Source organism: Rhizobium sp. SJZ105, assembly GCF_007828365.1.
Taxonomy (GTDB): domain Bacteria; phylum Pseudomonadota; class Alphaproteobacteria; order Rhizobiales; family Rhizobiaceae; genus Agrobacterium; species Agrobacterium tumefaciens.
Genome location: NZ_VIUP01000002.1, coordinates 451743 through 472299, shown reverse-complemented (window position 1 = coordinate 472299; position 20557 = coordinate 451743). Strand labels below are relative to the sequence as shown.

The 20557-nt window shown below is 59.4% G+C and carries 21 protein-coding genes; 10 read left to right on the top strand and 11 right to left on the bottom strand.

Translation table 11 applies throughout. From position 1 onward, the window contains the following. Nucleotides 1-12: 12 nt before the first annotated feature. Nucleotides 13-216 carry an LPS translocon maturation chaperone LptM gene (gene lptM / locus FB593_RS27515; protein ID WP_019564864.1) on the bottom strand — a complete coding sequence of 68 codons (204 nt, stop codon included), beginning with the start codon at nt 214-216 and terminating at the stop codon, nt 13-15. A gap of 195 nt (nt 217-411) precedes the next feature. Then, complete coding sequence (gene argH / locus FB593_RS11325; RefSeq protein ID WP_003511325.1) at nt 412-1812, bottom strand: argininosuccinate lyase; 1401 nt, start codon at nt 1810-1812, stop codon at nt 412-414. 24 nt (nt 1813-1836) lie between these two features. On the opposite strand from argH, the gene tlpA reads away from it, so the two are divergent. Continuing rightward, nucleotides 1837-2505, top strand: a complete 669-nt coding sequence (gene tlpA / locus FB593_RS11320) for a thiol:disulfide interchange protein TlpA (RefSeq protein WP_003511324.1) — start codon at nt 1837-1839, stop codon at nt 2503-2505. A 67-nt stretch (nt 2506-2572) separates the two neighbouring features. On the opposite strand, the gene FB593_RS11315 is transcribed toward tlpA, so the two are convergent. The 7 genes from FB593_RS11315 to FB593_RS11285 form a co-directional block, all read right to left on the bottom strand. After that, complete coding sequence (locus FB593_RS11315) at nt 2573-3454, bottom strand: 3-hydroxybutyryl-CoA dehydrogenase (protein ID WP_013761782.1); 882 nt, start codon at nt 3452-3454, stop codon at nt 2573-2575. Nucleotides 3455-3571: 117 nt separating this feature from the next. Beyond that, nucleotides 3572-4501 carry an electron transfer flavoprotein subunit alpha/FixB family protein gene (locus FB593_RS11310; protein ID WP_003511321.1) on the bottom strand — a complete coding sequence of 310 codons (930 nt, stop codon included), beginning with the start codon at nt 4499-4501 and terminating at the stop codon, nt 3572-3574. A 25-nt stretch (nt 4502-4526) separates the two neighbouring features. Beyond that, nucleotides 4527-5273, bottom strand: coding sequence for an electron transfer flavoprotein subunit beta/FixA family protein (locus tag FB593_RS11305; RefSeq protein WP_013761780.1), 747 nt, complete (start codon nt 5271-5273; stop codon nt 4527-4529). Nucleotides 5274-5456: 183 nt separating this feature from the next. Continuing rightward, nucleotides 5457-6230: a rhomboid family intramembrane serine protease gene (locus FB593_RS11300; protein WP_145166571.1), complete on the bottom strand. Its 774-nt coding sequence runs from the start codon at nt 6228-6230 to the stop codon at nt 5457-5459. 32 nt (nt 6231-6262) lie between these two features. Then, nucleotides 6263-6856 (bottom strand): cob(I)yrinic acid a,c-diamide adenosyltransferase, encoded by a 594-nt coding sequence (locus FB593_RS11295; RefSeq protein WP_065659670.1) that lies wholly within the window; start codon nt 6854-6856, stop codon nt 6263-6265. Between the two features lies 1 nt (nt 6857). Continuing rightward, nucleotides 6858-7055, bottom strand: a complete 198-nt coding sequence (locus FB593_RS11290) for a twin transmembrane helix small protein (RefSeq protein ID WP_003497428.1) — start codon at nt 7053-7055, stop codon at nt 6858-6860. 17 nt (nt 7056-7072) lie between these two features. Further along, nucleotides 7073-7906, bottom strand: coding sequence for an SDR family oxidoreductase (locus tag FB593_RS11285; RefSeq protein WP_003511316.1), 834 nt, complete (start codon nt 7904-7906; stop codon nt 7073-7075). A gap of 182 nt (nt 7907-8088) precedes the next feature. Here FB593_RS11285 and FB593_RS11280 point away from each other — a divergent pair, with 182 nt between their 5' ends. Beyond that, nucleotides 8089-9006 (top strand): YihY/virulence factor BrkB family protein, encoded by a 918-nt coding sequence (locus tag FB593_RS11280; RefSeq protein ID WP_003511315.1) that lies wholly within the window; start codon nt 8089-8091, stop codon nt 9004-9006. Here the strand turns inward: FB593_RS11280 and gluQRS are convergent. Further along, nucleotides 8974-9858, bottom strand: a complete 885-nt coding sequence (gluQRS, locus tag FB593_RS11275) for a tRNA glutamyl-Q(34) synthetase GluQRS (RefSeq protein WP_186447907.1) — start codon at nt 9856-9858, stop codon at nt 8974-8976. The two genes, FB593_RS11280 and gluQRS, sit on opposite strands and share 33 nt — an antisense overlap. 72 nt (nt 9859-9930) lie before the next feature. Here gluQRS and FB593_RS11270 point away from each other — a divergent pair, with 72 nt between their 5' ends. Further along, nucleotides 9931-10578 (top strand): DNA-3-methyladenine glycosylase family protein, encoded by a 648-nt coding sequence (locus FB593_RS11270; RefSeq protein WP_076845592.1) that lies wholly within the window; start codon nt 9931-9933, stop codon nt 10576-10578. A gap of 15 nt (nt 10579-10593) precedes the next feature. Here the strand turns inward: FB593_RS11270 and FB593_RS11265 are convergent, their stop codons facing one another. Next, a complete protein-coding gene (locus FB593_RS11265; protein WP_065687911.1) occupies nt 10594-12012 on the bottom strand; it encodes a helix-turn-helix domain-containing protein in 1419 nt (472 codons plus the stop codon). A 118-nt stretch (nt 12013-12130) separates the two neighbouring features. Between FB593_RS11265 and FB593_RS11260 the strand changes: the two genes are divergently transcribed. The 7 genes from FB593_RS11260 (at nt 12131) to mce (ending at nt 20452) form a co-directional block, all read left to right on the top strand. Beyond that, nucleotides 12131-13663, top strand: coding sequence for an acyl-CoA carboxylase subunit beta (locus FB593_RS11260; RefSeq protein ID WP_065687910.1), 1533 nt, complete (start codon nt 12131-12133; stop codon nt 13661-13663). Between the two features lie 100 nt (nt 13664-13763). Beyond that, on the top strand, nt 13764-14660 hold the full coding sequence (gene yghU, locus FB593_RS11255) for a glutathione-dependent disulfide-bond oxidoreductase (RefSeq protein ID WP_003511310.1): 897 nt from the start codon (nt 13764-13766) through the stop codon (nt 14658-14660). 125 nt (nt 14661-14785) lie between these two features. After that, nucleotides 14786-15163: a hypothetical protein gene (locus tag FB593_RS11250; protein WP_013761770.1), complete on the top strand. Its 378-nt coding sequence runs from the start codon at nt 14786-14788 to the stop codon at nt 15161-15163. Nucleotides 15164-15198: 35 nt separating this feature from the next. Beyond that, entirely contained in the window at nt 15199-15762 is a 564-nt protein-coding gene (locus FB593_RS11245) for an RNA 2'-phosphotransferase (protein ID WP_065687909.1), read from the top strand. Then, nucleotides 15759-17762, top strand: coding sequence for an acetyl/propionyl/methylcrotonyl-CoA carboxylase subunit alpha (locus FB593_RS11240; RefSeq protein WP_065687908.1), 2004 nt, complete (start codon nt 15759-15761; stop codon nt 17760-17762). The genes FB593_RS11245 and FB593_RS11240 overlap by 4 nt, the downstream gene beginning before the upstream one ends. Nucleotides 17763-17880: 118 nt before the next feature. After that, nucleotides 17881-20022: a methylmalonyl-CoA mutase gene (gene scpA / locus FB593_RS11235; RefSeq protein WP_145166569.1), complete on the top strand. Its 2142-nt coding sequence runs from the start codon at nt 17881-17883 to the stop codon at nt 20020-20022. 13 nt (nt 20023-20035) lie between these two features. Next, nucleotides 20036-20452 carry a methylmalonyl-CoA epimerase gene (mce, locus tag FB593_RS11230; protein ID WP_003511303.1) on the top strand — a complete coding sequence of 139 codons (417 nt, stop codon included), beginning with the start codon at nt 20036-20038 and terminating at the stop codon, nt 20450-20452. The last annotated feature ends 105 nt before the right edge of the window (nt 20453-20557 follow it).

Below are 20557 nucleotides of genomic sequence, written 5' to 3'. Positions count from 1 at the left end.
GGCTTTTTCCCGTCAGAGAAGCTTGTCGAGGATGAACGGCCGCTCCGCCGTTGCCGGCTTCGTCTCGGTTCCGTCGGCATTGCGCTTGTTGCGCATTTCGACCGGCGTGCTCGGCGGATCGATATCGCCTTTTCGCCCGCAGGCACTGAGAGCAAGACTGACGGCGAGCGTCATGCTGATGGGAACGATGAGATTGCGCGCGGTTTTTGAAAGCATGAGCCTGTCCAAAGGAAATATGTGCTTCTCTGATAACGAAAAACAGGGCGCTTGTGCACCCTGTTTCTTGTGATCGCAGCGTAACGCAGATTTATGAGGGCGGCGGAGAAAAATGGAATCGTTTCCGCCGCCCATTTTAATTTGTCTGCGCATCGGATTTTCCGAAAACCGCTTCACACTTTTCGGTCCGATGCGTTAGTTGCGTCCACGCCACCAGGCGATCTGCTTCTTGACCTCGGAAGGAGCCGTGCCGCCGAAGCTGGTGCGGCTGGCAACCGATGCCTCGACTGAAAGGACGTCGAAAACGCCGCTTGTAATGGCCGGATGGATCGCCTGCAGGTCTTCCAGCGAAAGATCGGCCAGATCGCAGCCTTTCTTTTCCGCCAGTGCCACCGCATTTCCGGTCACATGGTGGGCGTCGCGGAAGGGCAGGCCTGCCTCGCGCACCAGCCAGTCAGCAAGATCGGTGGCGGTGGAATAGCCCGAACCGGCGGCCGCACGCATGCGGTCCTTGCGCACCTCAAGGTCGCGGATCATGCCGGTCATGGCGGCGATGGCCAGTTCCAGGCTTTCGGCGGCATCGAAAACCTGTTCCTTGTCTTCCTGCATGTCCTTGGAATAGGCGAGTGGCAGGCCCTTCATCACAGTCAGAAGCGCCACCAGCGAGCCGTTGATGCGGCCGGTCTTGGCGCGCACCAGTTCGGCGGCGTCGGGGTTCTTCTTCTGCGGCATGATCGACGAGCCGGTGGAAAAGGCATCGGACAGGCGGATAAAGCCGAATTGCGGCGTCGACCAGATGACGATTTCTTCGGCGAGGCGCGACAGGTGCGTGGCGCAGATTGAGGCGATCGACAGGAACTCCAGTGCGAAATCGCGGTCGGAAACGGTGTCGATGGAGTTGCGGGTCGGCTCGCGGAAGCCGAGCGCCTTTGCCGTCATGTGGCGGTCGATAGGATAACCGGTGCCGGCCAGCGCTGCTGCACCGATCGGGCTTTCATCCAGATGTTCGATCGCGTGACGCACGCGGGCGCGGTCACGGCCGAACATTTCCACATAGGCCATGCAATGATGGCCGAAGGTGACGGGCTGGGCCGTCTGCAGATGGGTGAAGCCGGGCATGACCGTATCGGCATTTTCCTCGGCGCGGTCGAGGAAGGCGGAGATGAGCGCGGTCAGCATGCCTTCCGTCTTCTGCAGCTCTTCCTTGACCCAGAGGCGGAAATCAAGCGCCACCTGGTCGTTGCGCGAGCGGGCGGTGTGCAGCCGCCCTGCCGCCGTGCCGATGAGGGTGGCAAGTCGCGCCTCGATGTTCATGTGAATGTCTTCGAGCTTGCGCGAGAATTCGAAGCTGCCGGCCTCGATTTCTGACAGGATCGTGTTCAGGCCGTGAACGATCTTGTCTTTATCTTCCTGCGAAATAATGCCTTTTTCCGCCAGCATGGTGGCATGCGCTATAGAGCCGCGGATGTCCTGGGCATAAAGCTTCTTGTCGAAGCCGATGGAGGCATTTATCTCTTCCATGATGGCTGATGGCCCGGAAGCGAAACGTCCGCCCCACATCTGGTTGGAGGATTTCTGATCTGTGCCGTCAGCCATGTTCTGCGTGCCCTGGAGTATTCGATGACAGAAAAAAGGCCGTTCAGGCTTCCTTCCGCCAGATTGGTTGCAATTGCTGCCGTTGCCGGTGTCGTGTTCGGCGCGGGTGCGGTCTGGTTCAGGCATATTGGGTCTGAGAGCCCGGTTCAAGGGGCAGCGGTTGCCGAGGCCGGTTTATGTGAAGGTGCGGCAAACCGCATCGCCTCGCTGAAACCCCTTCTGAAGGGCCAGGTGGCGGCCATGTCGGCCACGGATACGCCGCGCGTCATCCCGCTGTCTTTCAAGGGTCCGCAAGGGTCGGACATGTCGCTTGCCGATCTCAAGGGCAAGGCGGTTCTCCTCAATCTGTGGGCCACCTGGTGCGTGCCATGCCGGGAGGAAATGCCTGCGCTAAACGCACTGGAGAAGGAAAAGGGCAGCGATGGCTTTGAGGTTGTTGCGGTCAATATCGACACCGGCGCGGACGAAAAACCGAAAGCCTTCATTGACGAATACAAGATCGACGCGCTGAAACTTTACCGCGACAGCTCCATGGGCGTCTTCAATGTTCTGAAAAAGGAAGGGCTGGCTTTCGGCCTTCCCGCCACGCTTCTTCTGGACGAAAAAGGCTGCCTGATTGCCGCCATGAACGGTCCGGCAGCCTGGGACAGCGAAGATGCCAAGGCGTTGGTATCGGCAGTGAAGGCTAAATAATTGTCCAGTGCGGGAGGGATTTTCCTCCCGTCACCTCGAATGATATCCGAGGAATATCTCTTGCGCCTTAGCGCGTCGGAACAGGTGTCTCGCCACGGTAATCGTAAAAACCGCGACCAGATTTGCGGCCGAGCCAGCCGGCCTCGACATATTTCACCAGCAGCGGGCAGGGGCGGTATTTGCTGTCGGCCAGCCCGTCATGCAGCACCTGCATGATCGACAAACAGGTGTCGAGACCGATGAAGTCGGCAAGCTGCAACGGTCCCATCGGATGGTTGGCGCCGAGCCGCATGGCGGTGTCGATTGCTTCCACCGAACCGACGCCCTCATAGAGCGTGTAGATCGCCTCGTTGATCATCGGCAGCAGGATGCGGTTGACGATGAAGGCGGGGAAATCCTCGGCGACGGTGATCGCCTTTTCCAGCGTCCGCACATAGTCCTTCGCCGCATCGAAGGTCTTTTCGTTGGTGGCGATACCGCGCACCAGCTCCACCAGCTTCATCACAGGCACCGGGTTCATGAAGTGGATGCCCATGAACTGTTCGGGGCGATCGGTCGCGGACGCAAGGCGAGTGATGGAGAGCGAAGACGTGTTGGTGGCCAAAAGCGCTTCGGGCTTCAGTACCGGGCAGATCTGCGCATAGATCTTGCGTTTGATTTCCTCGTTTTCGGTAGCAGCCTCAATGACCAGATCCATGGGCGCCAGATCGTTGACGTCAGTCGAACCGCTGATGAGCGCGAGCGCATCTTTGCGGGCGTCGTCGGAGAGCTTGCCGTTGGTGACCTGACGGGCAAGATTGCCGTTGATCGTTGCAAGGCCGGCTTCGATGCCGTCCTTGGAAAGATCGTAAATGTGCACCTTGTAACCGGCCAAGGCGGAAACATGCGCGATGCCGCAACCCATTTGACCGGCTCCGATGATACCGATGTTTTTAAAGGGGGCGGTCATATGCTGGTCTCCTCATGGGATTTCATCTGCGTCATTTGCGGCGATGTTACGCATATCGCCGAAAAAGAGAAGGCGGCGCGTTCAAAAAACGCGCCGCCTTTGGCTAAAGGCTTAAAATCACAGAGCCTTCTGGAGTTCCGGCAGAGCCTCGAACAGGTCTGCGACGAGGCCGTAATCGGCAACCTGGAAGATCGGCGCTTCCTCGTCCTTGTTGATGGCTACGATGACCTTCGAGTCCTTCATGCCGGCCAGATGCTGGATGGCGCCCGAAATGCCGGCAGCGATGTAAAGCTGCGGTGCCACGACCTTGCCGGTCTGACCGACCTGCCAGTCGTTCGGTGCATAACCCGCATCGACGGCTGCGCGCGATGCGCCGACGGCTGCACCGAGCTTGTCGGCAACCGGCAGGATCACTTCGCGGAACTTTTCCGAGGAGCCGAGTGCGCGACCGCCCGAGATGATGATCTTCGCAGAGGTCAGTTCCGGACGATCGGAAGAGGCGAGCGCGTCGGACACAAAGACAGAAACGCCGGGGTTCTCGGCAGCGCCGATGGTTTCCACCGGTGCCGAACCGCCTTCAGCGGCTGCCGCAAACGCGGTGGGGCGCACGGTAATGACCTTCTTGGCGTCGCTTGCCTGCACCGTCTGGATGGCGTTGCCGGCATAGATCGGACGTTTGAAAGTATCCGGGCTGACGACCTCGATGATTTCAGAGACCTGGGCCACATCGAGAAGGGCTGCGACGCGCGGGGCGACATTCTTGGCCGAAGCGGTCGCCGGTGCGATGATGACGTCATAGGAAGGGCTCAGCGAGACGATCAGCGCCGCCAGCGGCTCGGCGAGCGCGTTGGCATAGGATGCGTCGTCGGCAAGCAGTACCTTGGCAACGCCGGACAGTTTCGCCGCCGCGTCGGCGGCACCCTTCGCACCGGAGCCGGCAACGAGCACGTGGACGTCGCCGCCAATCTGCGTTGCCGCCGTCAGCGTCTTCGCCGTCAGGTCGGAAAGGGTTGCGTTGTCGTGTTCTGCCAGAAGAAGAATGGCCATGTTGTAATCTCCCTTTTCCGAAACCTTAGAGGACGCCGTCGGCTTTGAGCTTTTCGACCAGCTCAGCCACCGAGCCGACCCTGATGCCGGCCTTGCGGCCTGCGGGCTCCTCGGTCTTCAACACCTTCAGACGCGGCGTGACATCGACGCCGAAATCGGCCGGGGTCTTCTTGTCGAGCGGCTTCTTCTTTGCCTTCATGATGTTCGGCAGCGAGGCATAACGCGGCTCGTTCAGACGAAGATCGGTGGTCACGACAGCGGGAAGTTTCAGTTCGACCGTCTGCAGGCCGCCATCGACTTCACGCGTCACAGCGACCTTGCCATCAGACGGTACGACCTTGGAGGCGAAGGTGCCCTGGCCCCAGCCGAGAAGGGCGGCCAGCATCTGACCGGTCTGGTTACTGTCGTCGTCGATCGCCTGCTTGCCGACGATGACGAGGCCGGGCTGCTCGGCTTCCGCCACGCCCTTCAAAAGCTTGGCGACGGCTAGCGGTTCGACCGTCTCGTCGGTCTCGATCAGGATGGCGCGGTCGGCACCCATGGCGAGCGCCGTGCGCAGCGTCTCTTCCGCCTTGGCAGGCCCGATCGACACGACCACGACTTCTTCAGCCTTGCCGGCTTCTTTCAGCCGCAGAGCCTCTTCCACCGAGATTTCGTCGAACGGGTTCATCGACATCTTCACATTCGCGAGTTCAACGCCCGAACCATCCGACTTCACGCGGATCTTGACGTTGTAATCAACAACTCGTTTGACAGGGACAAGGATCTTCATCGGCGGTTTTCCTCAAACTCCTGTCCGCGAGGCGACAAGACCGCGCGGACCTCCAAAAACAGGTTGGCGACATGGATAAGCATTTTTCCCGCAAATACAACGGAGCAATGTTCATTATCACATGCACGCAAGGCATACCTTACGTTGACGTTAACGTAAATAATTTATCTCTTCGTCAACGGCTCATCTGCTCCCGTCATAGCCCCGTTCGATTTGCGACAACCCCGCCGTTTGCGACGGATTCTTGAACTGCGCCGCCCTTGGCGGAACAATCGTGCGGTCGAACAGGGGAACGTCCGGCCGGCGCATGAAAATTACCATCACAGCCCCGGCCAATATGCCGCCCACATGTGCCCCCCAGGAAACATTTTCCTCAAGGCCAAGTGCCAGCATCAGAAATTGCTGTCCGATCCATAACGCCAGCGGAATGAAGGCAGGCAAGGGCAACGGAATGCGCATGAACACCAGAACCCAGACGCGCACCTTGGGATGCAGGAGAAAATAGGCCGCGACGACGCCGGAAACAGCGCCTGATGCACCGATAAGCGGCCCTTCCGACATGGGTGCGACAAAGCCGTGCAACAGCGCGCCGGCTATGGCGCAGGCGATGTAAAAGATAAGGAAACGGAAGTGGCCGAGCGCGTCCTCAACGTTGTCGCCGAAGACCCACAGAAACAGCATGTTGCCTGCCATGTGCAAGAAATCCAGATGCAGGAACGCATAGGTGACGACGGTCAGGTTATCCGGCACCACCTGTAAGGCCGGCTCCAGGTAAGCGTAGTCGAACACCACAGCCGGGATGAAACCGAGGCCGAGCGCTGCGGCATTGGCCTGGACGTCACTGGCAAGCACGCCGGTAAATAGCCATACCAGCACGTTGACCACGATCAGGCCGATCGTGACATATTGCAGCCGGATATGTTTGAGGGAATTCGCATCGTGCAGCGGTATGAACATCGAACGCCCTTCGTTTGTGCGAGAGATAGGCTTTAGCGGTTCTTGCCGGGAATCCACAATATGTCAGCCTTGCCCATGTCATTGGCAAAACGGGCGGCAACGAACAGGAAGTCGGACAGGCGATTGACATATTTCAGCGCTTCCGGGCTGACGATCTCGTTTTCAGCAACCGAGAGCTCCACCATGAGCCGTTCCGCGCGTCGGCAGATCGTGCGCGCCAGATGCAGATTGGCCGCCGCCGCATTGCCGCCCGGCAGCACGAAGGAGGTCAGGGGGTCAATTGCGGAGTTGAGGTCGTCGATTTCGTTTTCCAGCCGCGTGACCTGGCTCTCGACAATGCGCAGCGGTTCGTAGGCCGGCGGCTCGCCGGTTTCCGGGGTCGCGAGATCCGCGCCGAGGTCGAACATGTCGTTCTGGATGCGGAACAGCATGGCATCCAGCTTTTCCATGCTGGCAATATCAGTATTGGCGGTATGCAGCCGCGCCACGCCGATCGCCGAATTCGTTTCGTCCACCGTGCCATAGGCCTCGACGCGAAGATCGTGCTTCAGGCGGCGGGGACCGGACACCAGCGCCGTCGTGCCCTTGTCGCCGGTGCGGGTGTAGATCTTGTTCAGTTTCACCATGTCAGCGTCCGCCGCCGGTGAGCCAAAGGGTCAGCATGATGAGCACGATGGCGATGGCCTGCAACAGAAGGCGAAGCTGCATCAACTTGTTGGAACGGTTGGCGTCTTGGCCCTTCAGCATGTTGAAAAGGCCTCGTATCAGCACGATGACAACGAGGCCCATGACGATAAGGGCCAGAACAGTGGTGAAGCCGGACATTTAGGGGGTACTCCTCCTCAATCGAATCTGCGCAGCAGACGATAGAACAGTCCGGCAGGCAAGAGCCGTTTCAGCAACAGCCCCTGTTTGGCGGGAACGGTGACGGGATAATGCGGTTTTGGCTTTGCGGCGGTCAGGGCGTGTTTCAGCACGGCGTAAACGGCATCGGGGCCAAGCTTGTGGCGGTTGACCGGGCCGGACCCATCCATCCTCGCCAGCTGACGCTTGTATTCCACAGCATGGGCCGAGTTTTCCAGATCGATCTTGTCCCTGACGTGGGCAAGCGCCGTCGTGGTGAATTTCGACGTGATCGGCCCCGGTTCGATCATGCTCACATGGATGCCGCTGTCCTGAAGTTCCATGCGCAGCGTGACGCCAAGGCCCTCGATGGCGAATTTCGATGCGGTATAGGCGCCGCGATAACGATAGGGAACGAGGCCGAGAATGGAGGAGCAATGCACGATGCGCCCTGAACCGCGCTGGCGCATGAAGGGAATGACCCGCCGCGTCAGATCGTGCCAGCCGAAGACGTTGGTTTCGAATTGCTGCCGCAGTGCTTCCACCGGCAGATCCTCCACAGCACCCGGCTGTCCATAGGCGCCGTTGTTGAACAGCGCATCGATGCGGCCTCCGGTTCTGGCCGCAACCGTATCCACGAGAGCCGCGATGGTTTCGGGCTTGGTATAGTCCATGATCAGGGTTTCTATGCCCTGATTTTCGAGCGCGGCCATATCGACGATGCGACGCACGGTGGCAAACACCCTCCAGCCGTCGCGGTGAAGCGCGCCGGCACAATGGGCTCCGATGCCCGAGGAACATCCGGTAATTATGATGACGGGTTTTTCAGGCATCTATGCCGCTCCGGAAAGCCGAATGTTGCGCTGGCCCGATGGTCCGGCCTGTGAAAATTGTATTGCGCAAAATCTGTATGCCTGCGGGAACCGAAAGGCGGGCTTGTGCGCTGTACAAAGTAGAGCTGACTTCCCATATTCGGGGCGAAGTTACAAATGAAATGCCGATGAATGGAGGCGACATGGTTGCCGCAGTGCGCCTGGCAGGCAAGGTTGCCTTCGATGCCTATTCTCATTTTGCCGAGGATGACGGCTGGGCGATGGCGAGCCACATGGCGCTTTCCATCCTGCTGGCGCTGTTCCCGTTCCTGATTTTCGGCACGGCTTTGGCCGGTTTTCTGGGGGCTGACCAGTTTTCCGAGACGGCGGTGCATCTGATTTTTGACACCTGGCCGGAAGCGATCGCAGGTCCGCTTGCCGCGCAGGTGCAGCAGGTCCTGACCATTCCGCGCGGCGGACTGCTGACGATTTCGGTGCTGGCGGCCGCATATTTTGCCTCCAACGGCGTCGAGGCGCTCCGAATCTCGCTCAACCGCGCCTATCGCGTCACGGAAACGCGCTGGTGGTACATCACCCGTCTTCTCAGTCTGCTGTATGTGTTGATCGCAGTGGTGGTCTTTACCGGCATCAGCATCGTGCTTGTTGCGGTGCCGGTCGCAACGTCCTTTGCCGAGCAGCGGTTTCCCTGGCTGACGGATGCGCTGAACACGGTTTCCAGCCTCGGACTTTACGGCACCATCGTCGTGCTGACGGTCGGGCTGGTGGCGGCGCATCTGTGGCTTCCGGCCGGCAAACGCCGCATCTGGGATGTCTGGCCCGGCATTCTGCTGACAATGATCTTCTGGGTCATCGGCGCGGCGATCTTTGCCTATTACCTCTCCACCTTCGCCAATTATGCCGCCACCTACGCCGGTCTGGCCTCGGTGATGGTGGTTCTGGTGTTTCTTTACATGGTGGGTGTCATCTTCATGCTGGGCGCGGAAGTGAATGCCGCTCTGATGAAATACAAGGTCCGGCAGATCATCCGCCGCAATATCGCCGGCAACAGTGCGCGCCGCGAGCAGGTGCTAGAGGAGCCCGACAAGCCGGCGGATATCTGACGGCGTTTTTCCTTCCGCCCGAAGCGCTGCAAGGCCGGTGCTGCCTTCGCTTTTCGAGAGCTTGCGTCCATCAGCACCCAAAATCAGTCGGTGGTGGTGATAGGCGGGTGGCGGCAGGTCCAGCAATTGTTGCAGCAGCCGGTGAATGGCGGTTGCGTTAAACAGATCCATGCCGCGCACCACATGGGTGATGCCTTGCAGCGCGTCATCCACCACAACGGACAGATGATAGCTGGAGGGGGCGTCGGAGCGCGACAGCACCACATCGCCCCAGAGCGCCGGCAAAGCTTCGATTTCCCCGGTCTGCCCGTCGCCGCTCTCGCGCCAGAACAGCTTGCTGTGCAAGGTGCGGACCGCCTTTTCCATGTCGAGCCGCCAGGCGTGTTGCCTGCCTGATGCCAGAAGTTCGGCCCGTTCCGCCTGCGGCCTTTGCCGATCTATTGCGGGGTAAAGCGGCGCGCCGTCGGGATCGCGCGGCCAGAGCCTTCCCTCTGCCTCAAAGGCCCTGACAATGGCTTTCGTCTCACCCCGGCTTAAGAAGGCGGGATAGGCGAGGTCGGCCTCGACCAGCCTGTCGAGTGCTGTGCGATACTCATCGAAGTGCTCCGATTGCCGCCGCACCGGCTTTTCCCATTCCAGTCCCAGCCAGCCAAGATCATCATAGATCGCCTGCTCCAGCTCCGGAGTGCAGCGCGTCTGGTCGATATCTTCGATGCGCAGCAGAAAATGGCCACTGTTTTCCCGCACCATGTCGTGGTTCAGAAAAGCGGAAAGCGCATGGCCCAGATGCAGGGCGCCATTGGGGCTGGGCGCAAAACGATAAACCGGTTTTTGACGGACGGGCGAAGGCATGGTTTCTTCTGACATGTTTTGAAGCGCCTCGCCACCCGGTGCCGGGCCAACGTGAATATGGGCTGTGCAGACATGAAAATCATCAGGGGCCTCGACGATATCAGCGAAGGTCTGGCGGATCTTGCCCGCCTCGATCCGGCTCTTAGCCTTATTATCGAAAAAGCCGGTCCGCTGGAGTTGCGTATTCACGAGCCCGGCTTTGCGGGCCTTGCCCATATCGTCGTGTCGCAGATGGTGTCGCGCGCCAGCGCCAACGCCATATGGGTGCGTATCCTTGCCGGCACGGGCGGGGCGGTGACGGCGGAAAACTATCTGGCGGTGCCGGAAGAATTGCGCGCCACTTTCGGCCTTTCCCGGGCCAAGGCAACAACGCTGGAAGGGTTGGCGCACGCGGTTGCGGATGGCCGCATCGATCTTGATGCCGTCAGTCGCAAGGAAGCAGATGTGGCCCTTTCGGAGCTGGTGGCGCTTCGCGGCATTGGTCCGTGGACGGCGGAAGTATATCTGATGTTCTGCGGCGGCCACCCCGATATTTTTCCGGTTGGCGATGTGGCGCTGCGGGCTGCGGTGGGCCACGCGCTTTCGCTCGAGGCACGGCCGGATGCGAAATGGCTGGCGGCGCGGGCGGAACTCTGGACGCCCTGGCGCTCCGTCGCCGCCCGGCTGTTCTGGGGCTACTATGCAAATATCATGCGGCGCGCGATGGTGCCGCTGCCCTGACATGGCCGCGCGGCGCTAGAAGTCTGCGATCCGGTAGGGCAAGGCCCCGCGTGAGAGATGATCGACATGTAGTTTGCGTTTTAGCGGCGGTACGGCGCGCTGCACGCAATCGACCCTTTCGCAGACCCGGCAGGAAACGCCGATGGGCTTGAAGGAGGCGGTATTGGCGAGATCGAGTGTATCGGCATAGACGAAATTCTGCGCATGGGAAATTTCGCAGCCGAGCGCGATGGCATAGCGTGGCCTGTCCGTGTTGAAACCGGCGCCGGCTTTTTCGATCTGTGTGGCGATGGAAAGATAGCGCACGCCGTCAGGTGTTTCCGCCAGCTGGCGTACTATCCTGTCGGAGCTTTCGAAGGCCTGATGAATGTTCCAGAGCGGACAGGCCGCGCCGAAACGGGCAAATTGCAGCCTTGTGGCGCTGTGGCGTTTGGTGATGTTGCCAGCCCGGTCGATCTTGGCGAAAAAGATCGGTACGCCTTTCTGACCAGGGCGTTGCAAAGTGCTGAGCCTGTGGGCCACCTGTTCAAGGCTCGCGCCGAAGCGCACGGCCAGAAGTTCCAGATCGTGGCGCAATTCCTGCGCGGCCCGGTGAAATTGCCTATATGGCAGGATCAGCGCGGCGGCGAAATAGTTGTGAAGTCCGATGCGACAGATTTCCGCGGCTTCGGCGCTACGGAAACCGGCGCCGGCTAGCACTCTGTCCACGGTTGCTCCCGCATGAAGCTGGGCGATCTGAAGCGCAAGCTGAAAACAGCGGGTCGGTGCTGCCATGTAGGAACTGAGCGCCAGCGTTTTGCCGGCCGGATCGAAATGCCGGATCAATCCGCCCGCCGCCTCCGTTCTGGTGATATGGACACCGAAGCGGCTGCGTAGATGGGCCGCGAGAATGCCGTAGGTCTCGCCGCCCTCTATCTCCAGTTCGTATGCAAGTTCTTCCGCCAGAAGATCGATCTCGGCAACGTAATTGTCGACGAAGTGAAAGAAATCGCGGACCTCTTCGTAAGGTGTTCTCTCCACCTGCGCGGTTCCCCGCCCCAGCCTGTCATCCAGCTGCACCAGCTGCTCGCTGTTTTGCCGGTAGGCCTGGTGGGCGCGCAAAAGCGCATGGGCAAAACCCGGTGCGTTCTGCGCAATCAGCTTCAGCTCCTGCAGCCCGGGCTCGTAATTCAGGAACAGCGGGTCTTTCAGGGCCTCGCGCACAGCGGAAACCAGCCGGTCGTTTTCGCCGGTTGCCAGCTCCGTTACGTCGAGCTGGAATTTTTCCACCAGCGTCACCAGAACGCTGGCGGAAACGGGTCGCTGATTGTTTTCGATTTGGTTCAGATAACTGGCCGAAATGCCGAGCCGTTCGGCAAACTGCGCCTGCGTGGCGCGGGCGTTTTCGCGAAGGCCGCGGACCTTGCGGCCGATGAAGAGCTTTTCCATAGCCATGTTGCAACTTTGCAAAAGTAAATATTGCAAATATTTATGCCACGCATACGCGCACGATCAAGGCTTCTAGGCGAATGTTTTCTAAGCTATTGATTTTGAGGAAACGCATGGAGGAAACATGCCCAGCATTCTGGAGCAATTGCAGACGCGCCGCGACGAAGCGCGGCTCGGCGGCGGCGTCAAGCGCATTGAGGCGCAGCATGCCAAGGGCAAGCTGACGGCGCGCGAGCGCATCGATGTGTTGCTGGATGAAGGTTCCTTCGAAGAGTACGACATGTACGTTACCCACCGGGCGGTGGATTTCGGCATGGCCGAACAAAAGGTGGCGGGCGATGGCGTCGTTACCGGCTGGGGCACCATCAACGGCCGGCAGGTCTATGTTTTCAGCCAGGATTTTACCGTGCTCGGCGGTTCGCTGTCGGAAACCCATGCCCAGAAAATCTGCAAGATCATGGATATGGCCGTGCGCAACGGCGCGCCCGTGATTGGCCTCAACGACAGTGGCGGCGCGCGCATTCAGGAAGGTGTTGCTTCGCTCGGCGGTTATGCCGACGTTTTCAAGCGCAACGTCATCGCCTCCGGTGTCGTGCCTCAAATCTCTGTCATCATGGGGCCGTGTGCCGGTGGTGCCGTTTATTCGCCTGCCATGACCGACTTCATCTTCATGGTGCGCGATACCTCCTACATGTTCGTAACCGGGCCGGATGTGGTGAAGACCGTAACCAACGAGATCGTCACGGCGGAAGAGCTGGGTGGCGCCTCCACACACACCAAAAAATCCTCCGTTGCCGATGGCGCCTATGAAAACGACATCGAGACACTTGAGCATGTGCGCCTGCTTTTCGATTTCCTGCCGCTGAATAATCGGGCAAAACCGCCAGTCCGGCCTTTTCATGACGATCCCGCACGGCTGGAAGCGCGCCTCGATACGCTGATCCCCGACAGTTCGAACAAGCCATACGATATGAAGGAACTGATCCATGCGCTCGCAGACGAGGGCGATTTCTTCGAGTTGCAGGAGGCGTTTGCCAGAAACATCATCACCGGTTTCATGCGTCTGGAAGGCCAGACGGTAGGCGTCGTCGCAAACCAGCCGATGGTGCTGGCCGGGTGTCTAGATATTGACAGCTCACGCAAGGCCGCCCGCTTCGTGCGCTTCTGCGATGCCTTCAACATTCCCCTGCTGACACTGGTGGATGTGCCCGGTTTCCTGCCCGGAACGGCGCAGGAATATGGCGGCGTCATCAAGCACGGCGCGAAACTGCTGTTTGCCTATTCCGAGGCGACGGTTCCGATGGTGACGCTGATTACCCGCAAGGCCTATGGCGGCGCTTATGACGTGATGGCATCCAAACATATCGGCGCTGATGTGAACTATGCCTGGCCGACTGCGGAAATCGCTGTCATGGGCGCAAAAGGGGCAGCGGAAATCCTCTATCGCTCGGAGCTTTCCGATCCGGACAAGATCGCCGCGCGCACAAGGGAATATGAGGAGCGTTTCGCCAATCCCTTCGTGGCGGCAGAGCGTGGTTTCATCGATGAGGTCATCATGCCGCATTCCTCGCGCCGCCGCATCGCTCGTGCTTTTGCCTCGCTGCGGGGCAAGAACGTCGAAACCCGCTGGAAAAAGCACGATACCATTCCGCTCTGACCTGCCCTGGGACTGGAAAAATACTTTGGCCACCTTACTATAATGATGTTCAGGCGCCCGACCTTCGGTGCCCTCCCGAAACGCACAAGGACTGATTTTTATGGCCGAGAACTCCTCCGCAGATAATTTTCCCGCCGGATATGAAGTGCCCAAGGTCTGGACCTGGGACAAGGGTAATGGCGGCCAGTTCGCCAATATCAATCGCCCGATCGCCGGTCCCACCCATGACAAGGAATTGCCGGTCGGCAAACATCCGTTGCAGCTTTATTCGCTGGCAACGCCGAATGGCCAGAAGGTCTCGATCATGCTGGAAGAATTGCTGGCCGCTGGCCACAAGGGCGCCGAATATGATGCCTGGCTGATCAAGATCGGCGAAGGCGACCAGTTCGGCTCCGGTTTTGTCGGCGTCAATCCGAACTCCAAGATCCCGGCGCTGATGGATCATTCGACGCCCGAGCCGACCCGGGTTTTCGAGAGCGGCTCGATCCTCGTCTATCTCGCGGAAAAATTCGGCGCTTTCCTGCCGAAAGAGGGCAATGCCCGCACGCAGGCGCTGAACTGGCTGTTCTGGCAGATGGGTTCCGCCCCCTTCCTCGGCGGCGGTTTCGGCCATTTCTACGCCTACGCCCCGATCAAGATCAAATATGCTATCGACCGTTACGCCATGGAGGTTAAACGCCAGCTTGACGTGCTTGACCGTCATCTGGCCGACAACCGTTATCTGGCGGGCTCGGAATATACGATTGCCGACATGGCCGTCTGGCCCTGGTATGGCAAGATCGCGCTCGGCCAGGCTTATGGCGATGCCGGTGCTTTCCTTGAAGCGGCCGGTTATAAGAACCTTATGCGCTGGACGCTTGAAATCGGCGAACGACCTGCGGTCAAGCGCGGCGTGATCGTCAACAAAACTTCGGGCGATCCGTCCGAACAATTGCACGAACGCCACGATGCCTCCGACTTCGAGCAGAAGACGCAGGACAAAATCGGCAAGGCATAACGAAAAGACTAGAGCGCTTCTGGTTTTAATAGGACCATGAAAGCGCTCTAATTATTTGAATTTACGCATATCCGGACGTAAAAGCGGACCTGCTTTTAATGGAAATGCTTCTGGAAGGACAAAAGATGGCGAACCTGCCCGAAATGACCAAACACAAGGGATTTCCCTCCGGCATGCCGAGCACGGGCATCCAGTTCACCATCCGCCGCGCCAATCCAAAAGGGGTAACGCCCATCAAGATGATACCTCGAAGGGCGCGGGACGATTCCAAGGAACACCGCATCGATGCGGCCTTCCTGCACTCGCTCTGGCACCATTTTGGTCCCGAGCCGTTCGAGCGCGGTAATCTCGACGCGGCCCGCCTCAGCCTGCTGTTCGGCCGCGAGGTCTTGCCGGCGGAAAAGAATTTCGATCCGCTTTCCTACCAGGCGATGCTTGTCATCGACGAGCGCGTCGCCCGGCAGAATTTCCCGGAATCCTTCGAGAACTTTTTCGAGATTTGAGTGTGCTGTCATCCGCCAATAGGGAATGAAATTCAATGTCGACGGCCACCAGCAAATTCCTGAGCTATGTTCTGCGACATGCGCCCGAAAGCATCGGGCTTACCTTGGATGCTCAGGGTTGGGCGGATGTCGGAGATCTATTGGCAAAAGCAAATGCGAGTGGCACGCTGCTCGACGAGGCCGGTCTGCGTGCGGTCGTTACCGAAAGCGACAAGATGCGTTTCACCCTTTCGGAAGATGGGCACCGCATCCGGGCCGCGCAGGGGCATTCAGTAAAGGTCGATCTTGGTAGCGCTCCTTTAGAACCACCGCCGCAGCTTTTCCATGGTACTGCGACACGTTTCCTAGATGCTATCCTGCAGGAAGGATTGCGACCGGGCAGCCGGCAGCAGGTTCACCTTTCGGCAGACAGCGTGACGGCACATGCGGTCGGCCAGCGGCACGGAAAACCCGCCATCCTAATGGTTGATGCCAGTCGGATGTTTGCCGCTGGCCACAGCTTTTTTCAAGCCGACAATGGTGTCTGGCTGACCGATGCTGTTCCCGCTGCGTATCTGACGCTGATTGAGAATCATACTTTGGAAGGCGATGGCAAATGATCAAGAAAATTCTCATCGCCAATCGCGGCGAGATCGCCTGCCGGGTCATCAAGACGGCGAAGAAGATGGGCATTGCGACGGTTGCCGTCTATTCGGATGCTGATGCCAATGCTTTGCATGTGAAGATGGCGGATGAGGCCGTTCATATCGGTCCGGCGCCCTCGTCGCAGTCCTATATCGTCATCGATAAAATCCTTGCTGCGATCGAGAAGACCGGGGCTGATGCGGTGCATCCCGGCTATGGCTTCCTGTCGGAGAACGCTGCCTTTGCCGAGGCGCTGGAGAAGGCGGGTGTGATCTTCATCGGCCCGCCGGTCGGCGCTATCCAGGCCATGGGCGACAAGATCACCTCCAAGAAGCTAGCGGCGGAAGCCGGTGTTTCCACCGTGCCCGGCCATATGGGGCTGATTGGGGATGCAGATGAGGCGGTGAGGATCGCCTCCGAGATCGGTTATCCCGTGATGATCAAGGCCTCGGCCGGCGGCGGCGGAAAGGGCATGCGCATCGCCTTTAACGATGCGGAGGCGCGCGAGGGTTTCCAGTCGTCAAAAAACGAGGCGAAATCTTCCTTTGGGGACGATCGCATCTTCATCGAGAAATTCGTCACCCAGCCGCGCCATATCGAAATTCAGGTGCTGGGCGATCAACACGGCAATATCCTTTACCTTGGCGAGCGAGAGTGCTCGATCCAGCGCCGCAACCAGAAGGTCATCGAGGAAGCGCCATCGCCCTTTCTTGATGAGGCAACGCGCAAGGCCATGGGCGAGCAGGCCGTGGCTCTGTCGAGAGCAGTCGGTTACCATTCGGCCGGAACGGTGGAATTCATCGTCGATGGCGAGCGCAATTTCTACTTTTTGGAAATGAATACGCGCCTGCAGGTGGAACATCCGGTAACGGAACTCGTCACAGGCATTGATCTTGTCGAGCAGATGATCCGCGTGGCATCAGGCGAAAAGCTGTCCTTCGGGCAGACCGATATAAAGTTGAACGGCTGGGCAATCGAAAGCCGGCTTTATGCCGAAGACCCGTATCGTAATTTCTTGCCCTCCATCGGCCGGTTGACACGGTATCGCCCGCCGCAAGAGGGCGAGCAGGAAAACGGCACCGTGATCCGCAACGATACCGGCGTCTTCGAAGGCGGTGAAATCTCGATGTATTACGATCCGATGATCGCCAAGCTTTGTAGCTGGGCAAAGGATCGTGAAACCGCTATCGATGCCATGGGGCAGGCGCTGGATCGTTTCGAAGTGGAGGGCATCGGCCACAATCTGCCGTTCCTCTCGGCTGTCATGCAGCACGAGCGTTTTCGGGCCGGCCGTTTGACGACGGGTTTTATCGCCGAGGAATTTCCGGAGGGCTTTTCCGGGGTCGAACCCGATGAGGCCTCCGCGCGCAAGCTCGCAGCCATCGCCACCGTTATCCACCAGCGGCTTCAAAACCGTGCGGTCGAAATTTCCGGTACCATTGGCAATCATCGTCGCATTGTCGGTCAGGACTGGGTGGTTTCGCTTGGTCGATCCCGTCGAAGCGTCAGCGTGGAGACCGGTGCTGAAGGCATGGCAATCCGTTTTGAGGATGGTGCTGCGCTGACAGTCGCTACCGGCTGGCTTCCCGGCCGCAGCCTTGGCCTGTTCACGGTGGCGGGCGAGGTGATCGCCGCCAAGGTCGATCTTGCCGGTGCGGCGGTTCGCCTGCGCTGGCGCGGCATGGATGTTCTCGCCCATGTGCGCAGCCCGCGCGTGGCGGAACTGGCGCTGCTGATGCCGGAAAAGCTGCCGCCCGATACGTCGAAACTGTTGCTCTGCCCGATGCCGGGCGTCATCACCGGGATCTCGGTTGGCGAGGGGGACGAGGTGGAAGCCGGTCAGGCGCTGGCGACGGTGGAGGCAATGAAGATGGAGAACATCCTGCGTGCGGAAAAACGCGGCCGGGTCGCCAAAGTGTCGGCAAAGCCGGGCGATAGCCTCGCCGTGGATGAGGTCATCCTCGAATTTGAATAGGGCTTGATACCGTTTTTGAGGAACGGATGAGGGGCGGAGCGGGTTACGGGGTAGGCTGGATTTCGGTCACGATCACCAGTCACAGTACTGAAAATGAAATGCAGAAGGGGAGATATGCATGTCGGGTGAAAAAACGGTGCGGGATTGGCTGCAGCTTGCCGAAAAAGAGCTGAAGCGTTCACCGGATGCACTCGTCTGGCATACGCCCGAAGGCATTGACGTCAAACCGCTTTACACGGCCGATGACCTGAAAAAGGCTTCACATCTCGATGGCCTGCCGGGCTTTGCACCCTTCACGCGCGGCCCGCGCGCCACCATGTATGCCGGGCGGCCATGGACGATCCGCCAATATGCCGGGTTTTCGACTGCCGAAGCTTCCAACGCCTTTTACCGCAAGGCGCTCGCCGCCGGCCAGCAGGGTGTTTCGGTCGCCTTCGATCTTGCCACTCATCGCGGATATGACAGCGACCACTCGCGCGTTGAAGGCGATGTCGGTAAGGCGGGCGTAGCGATCGACAGCGTCGAGGACATGAAAATCCTGTTCGATGGCATACTGCTCGAAAAGGTCTCCGTCTCCATGACCATGAACGGGGCCGTCATTCCGGTGCTCGCCAATTTCATCGTTGCGGGGGAAGAGCAGGGTGTCTCGCGTGCCGCACTTTCCGGCACCATCCAGAACGACATTCTCAAGGAGTTCATGGTCCGCAACACCTATATCTACCCGCCCGAGCCTTCGATGCGTATCATTGCTGATATCATTGAATATACGGCGAAGGAGATGCCGAAATTCAACTCCATTTCGATATCCGGCTATCACATGCAGGAGGCAGGTGCCACGCTGGTGCAGGAGCTTGCCTTCACGCTGGCGGATGGGCGGGAATATGTGCGGGCCGCCCTTGCCAAGGGACTGAATGTCGATGATTTCGCCGGCCGCCTGTCGTTCTTTTTTGCCATCGGCATGAATTTCTTCATGGAGGCCGCAAAGCTGCGCGCCGCCCGCTTCCTCTGGTCGCGCATCATGGAAGAGTTCAAGCCGCAAAAGGCGTCGTCGCTCATGCTGCGCACCCATTGCCAGACATCCGGTGTGTCTCTTCAGGAACAGGACCCTTACAATAACATTGTCCGTACCGCTTTCGAGGCCATGTCCGCCGTGCTGGGCGGCACACAATCGCTGCACACCAATTCCTTTGATGAAGCCATTGCCCTGCCGACAGAATTTTCCGCCCGTATCGCCCGCAACACCCAGCTTATTCTCCAGCATGAAACCGGCGTCACCAAGGTCGTCGATCCGCTGGCCGGTTCCTACTACGTCGAAAGCCTGACGGATGAACTGGCGCAAAAAGCCTGGGCGCTGATTGAGGAGGTGGAGGCGCTTGGTGGCATGACCAAAGCGGTGGCCGAAGGCCTGCCCAAAAGATTGATCGAGGAAGCGGCCACGCGTCGGCAGGCGGCCGTGGACAAGGGCGAGGAAGTCATCGTCGGCGTCAACCGCTACCGTCTGGAAACCGAGGAGGATATCGACGTTCTCGATATCGACAACGCCGCCGTACGCGCCGCGCAAATCCGCCGCCTTGAGGACACCAAACGTCGCCGCGACGGCGGGGACGTCTCGAAGGCGCTGGCGGCATTGTCTGAGATTGCCCGCAGCGGCAAGGGTAATATTCTCGAGGCGGCAGTCGTCGCCGCCCGCGCCCGCGCCACCGTCGGCGAGATTTCCGATGCGCTGCGTGCCGTCTTCGGCGATTACGTTGCCGTGCCGGAAGTGGTGGAGGATATTTACGGCGAGGCCTACAAGGACGAGCCGGAGCTTGCCACGCTCGCTACGCGGCTTTCCGGCGTGGCAGAACGGCTCGGCGTCAAACCGCGCATCATGGTCGCAAAGCTCGGGCAGGACGGGCATGATCGCGGCGCGAAGGTTATCGCGTCGGCCTTTGGTGATATCGGTTTCGATGTGCTGGCCGGGCCGCTGTTCCAGACGCCTGCCGAGGCAGCCGATCTTGCGGTTCAGAACAAGGTGCATGTGGTCGGCATGTCGTCGCTTGCCGCAGGCCACAAGACGCTCGCGCCGCAGCTTGTGGAGGCGCTCAAGCAGAAGGGTGCCCAGGACATCATCGTCGTCGTCGGCGGCGTCATCCCGCGCCAGGATTACCAGTTCCTGCTCGACCACGGCGTTTCGGCAATTTTCGGACCCGGCACCAATGTCATGGATGCGGCCAACAAGGTTCTCGATCTGCTGGAAGGCATCCGGCGCAACGCGTGAGAGGAGTACGGCCATGTTCGGAAGATTGAACCACGTCGCCCTTGCCGTGCCCGATCTTAATGCCGCGGTTTCGCGATACAGGGCGCTTGGCGCTCAAGTTTCCGAGCCGCAATCCCTGCCCGAACACGGCGTGACAGTGGTTTTCGTTCAGGCTGACAATACCAAGATCGAACTTCTTCATCCGCTTGGAGAGAACTCCCCGATTACCGCCTTCCTCGAAAGAAATCCGGGTGGCGGCACGCATCATCTGTGCTTTGAGGTGCCGGATATTCTGGCCGTGCGAGACGATCTCGTCCAAAAAGGCATCCGCATTTTAGGTGATGGCGAGCCGAAGATCGGCGCGCATGGCAATCCCGTTCTCTTCCTGCATCCAAAGGATATGGGCGGCGTGCTTTACGAGCTTGAGCAGGTCACTCCGACACACGTCTGAAACACAGACCCCGTACCGACATCCCGAAACACGCTGGCGAAGTGATTCACCGGCGGCAGTTGCCGTTCGCTTGTGCTAGAAACATGGGTTTCGTTTATTTTCTTT

Bases quoted from the DNA above. Each gene is read 5' to 3' on its own strand.
- yghU (WP_003511310.1), top strand. From the start codon at position 13,764: ATGGCCGAGAACTCCTCCGCAGATAATTTTCCCGCCGGATATGAAGTG.
- FB593_RS11260 (WP_065687910.1), top strand. From the start codon at position 12,131: ATGCCCAGCATTCTGGAGCAATTGCAGACGCGCCGCGACGAAGCGCGG.
- FB593_RS11265 (WP_065687911.1), bottom strand. From the start codon at position 12,012: ATGGCTATGGAAAAGCTCTTCATCGGCCGCAAGGTCCGCGGCCTTCGC.
- FB593_RS11300 (WP_145166571.1), bottom strand. From the start codon at position 6,230: ATGTTCATACCGCTGCACGATGCGAATTCCCTCAAACATATCCGGCTG.
- scpA (WP_145166569.1), top strand. From the start codon at position 17,881: ATGTCGGGTGAAAAAACGGTGCGGGATTGGCTGCAGCTTGCCGAAAAA.
- FB593_RS11240 (WP_065687908.1), top strand. From the start codon at position 15,759: ATGATCAAGAAAATTCTCATCGCCAATCGCGGCGAGATCGCCTGCCGG.
- FB593_RS11270 (WP_076845592.1), top strand. From the start codon at position 9,931: ATGAAAATCATCAGGGGCCTCGACGATATCAGCGAAGGTCTGGCGGAT.
- FB593_RS11295 (WP_065659670.1), bottom strand. From the start codon at position 6,856: ATGGTGAAACTGAACAAGATCTACACCCGCACCGGCGACAAGGGCACG.
- gluQRS (WP_186447907.1), bottom strand. From the start codon at position 9,858: ATGCCTTCGCCCGTCCGTCAAAAACCGGTTTATCGTTTTGCGCCCAGC.
- FB593_RS11305 (WP_013761780.1), bottom strand. From the start codon at position 5,273: ATGAAGATCCTTGTCCCTGTCAAACGAGTTGTTGATTACAACGTCAAG.
- FB593_RS11310 (WP_003511321.1), bottom strand. From the start codon at position 4,501: ATGGCCATTCTTCTTCTGGCAGAACACGACAACGCAACCCTTTCCGAC.
- FB593_RS11250 (WP_013761770.1), top strand. From the start codon at position 14,786: ATGGCGAACCTGCCCGAAATGACCAAACACAAGGGATTTCCCTCCGGC.
- FB593_RS11285 (WP_003511316.1), bottom strand. From the start codon at position 7,906: ATGCCTGAAAAACCCGTCATCATAATTACCGGATGTTCCTCGGGCATC.
- FB593_RS11280 (WP_003511315.1), top strand. From the start codon at position 8,089: ATGGTTGCCGCAGTGCGCCTGGCAGGCAAGGTTGCCTTCGATGCCTAT.
- mce (WP_003511303.1), top strand. From the start codon at position 20,036: ATGTTCGGAAGATTGAACCACGTCGCCCTTGCCGTGCCCGATCTTAAT.
- FB593_RS11290 (WP_003497428.1), bottom strand. From the start codon at position 7,055: ATGTCCGGCTTCACCACTGTTCTGGCCCTTATCGTCATGGGCCTCGTT.
- argH (WP_003511325.1), bottom strand. From the start codon at position 1,812: ATGGCTGACGGCACAGATCAGAAATCCTCCAACCAGATGTGGGGCGGA.
- FB593_RS11245 (WP_065687909.1), top strand. From the start codon at position 15,199: ATGTCGACGGCCACCAGCAAATTCCTGAGCTATGTTCTGCGACATGCG.
- FB593_RS11315 (WP_013761782.1), bottom strand. From the start codon at position 3,454: ATGACCGCCCCCTTTAAAAACATCGGTATCATCGGAGCCGGTCAAATG.
- tlpA (WP_003511324.1), top strand. From the start codon at position 1,837: ATGACAGAAAAAAGGCCGTTCAGGCTTCCTTCCGCCAGATTGGTTGCA.
- lptM (WP_019564864.1), bottom strand. From the start codon at position 216: ATGCTTTCAAAAACCGCGCGCAATCTCATCGTTCCCATCAGCATGACG.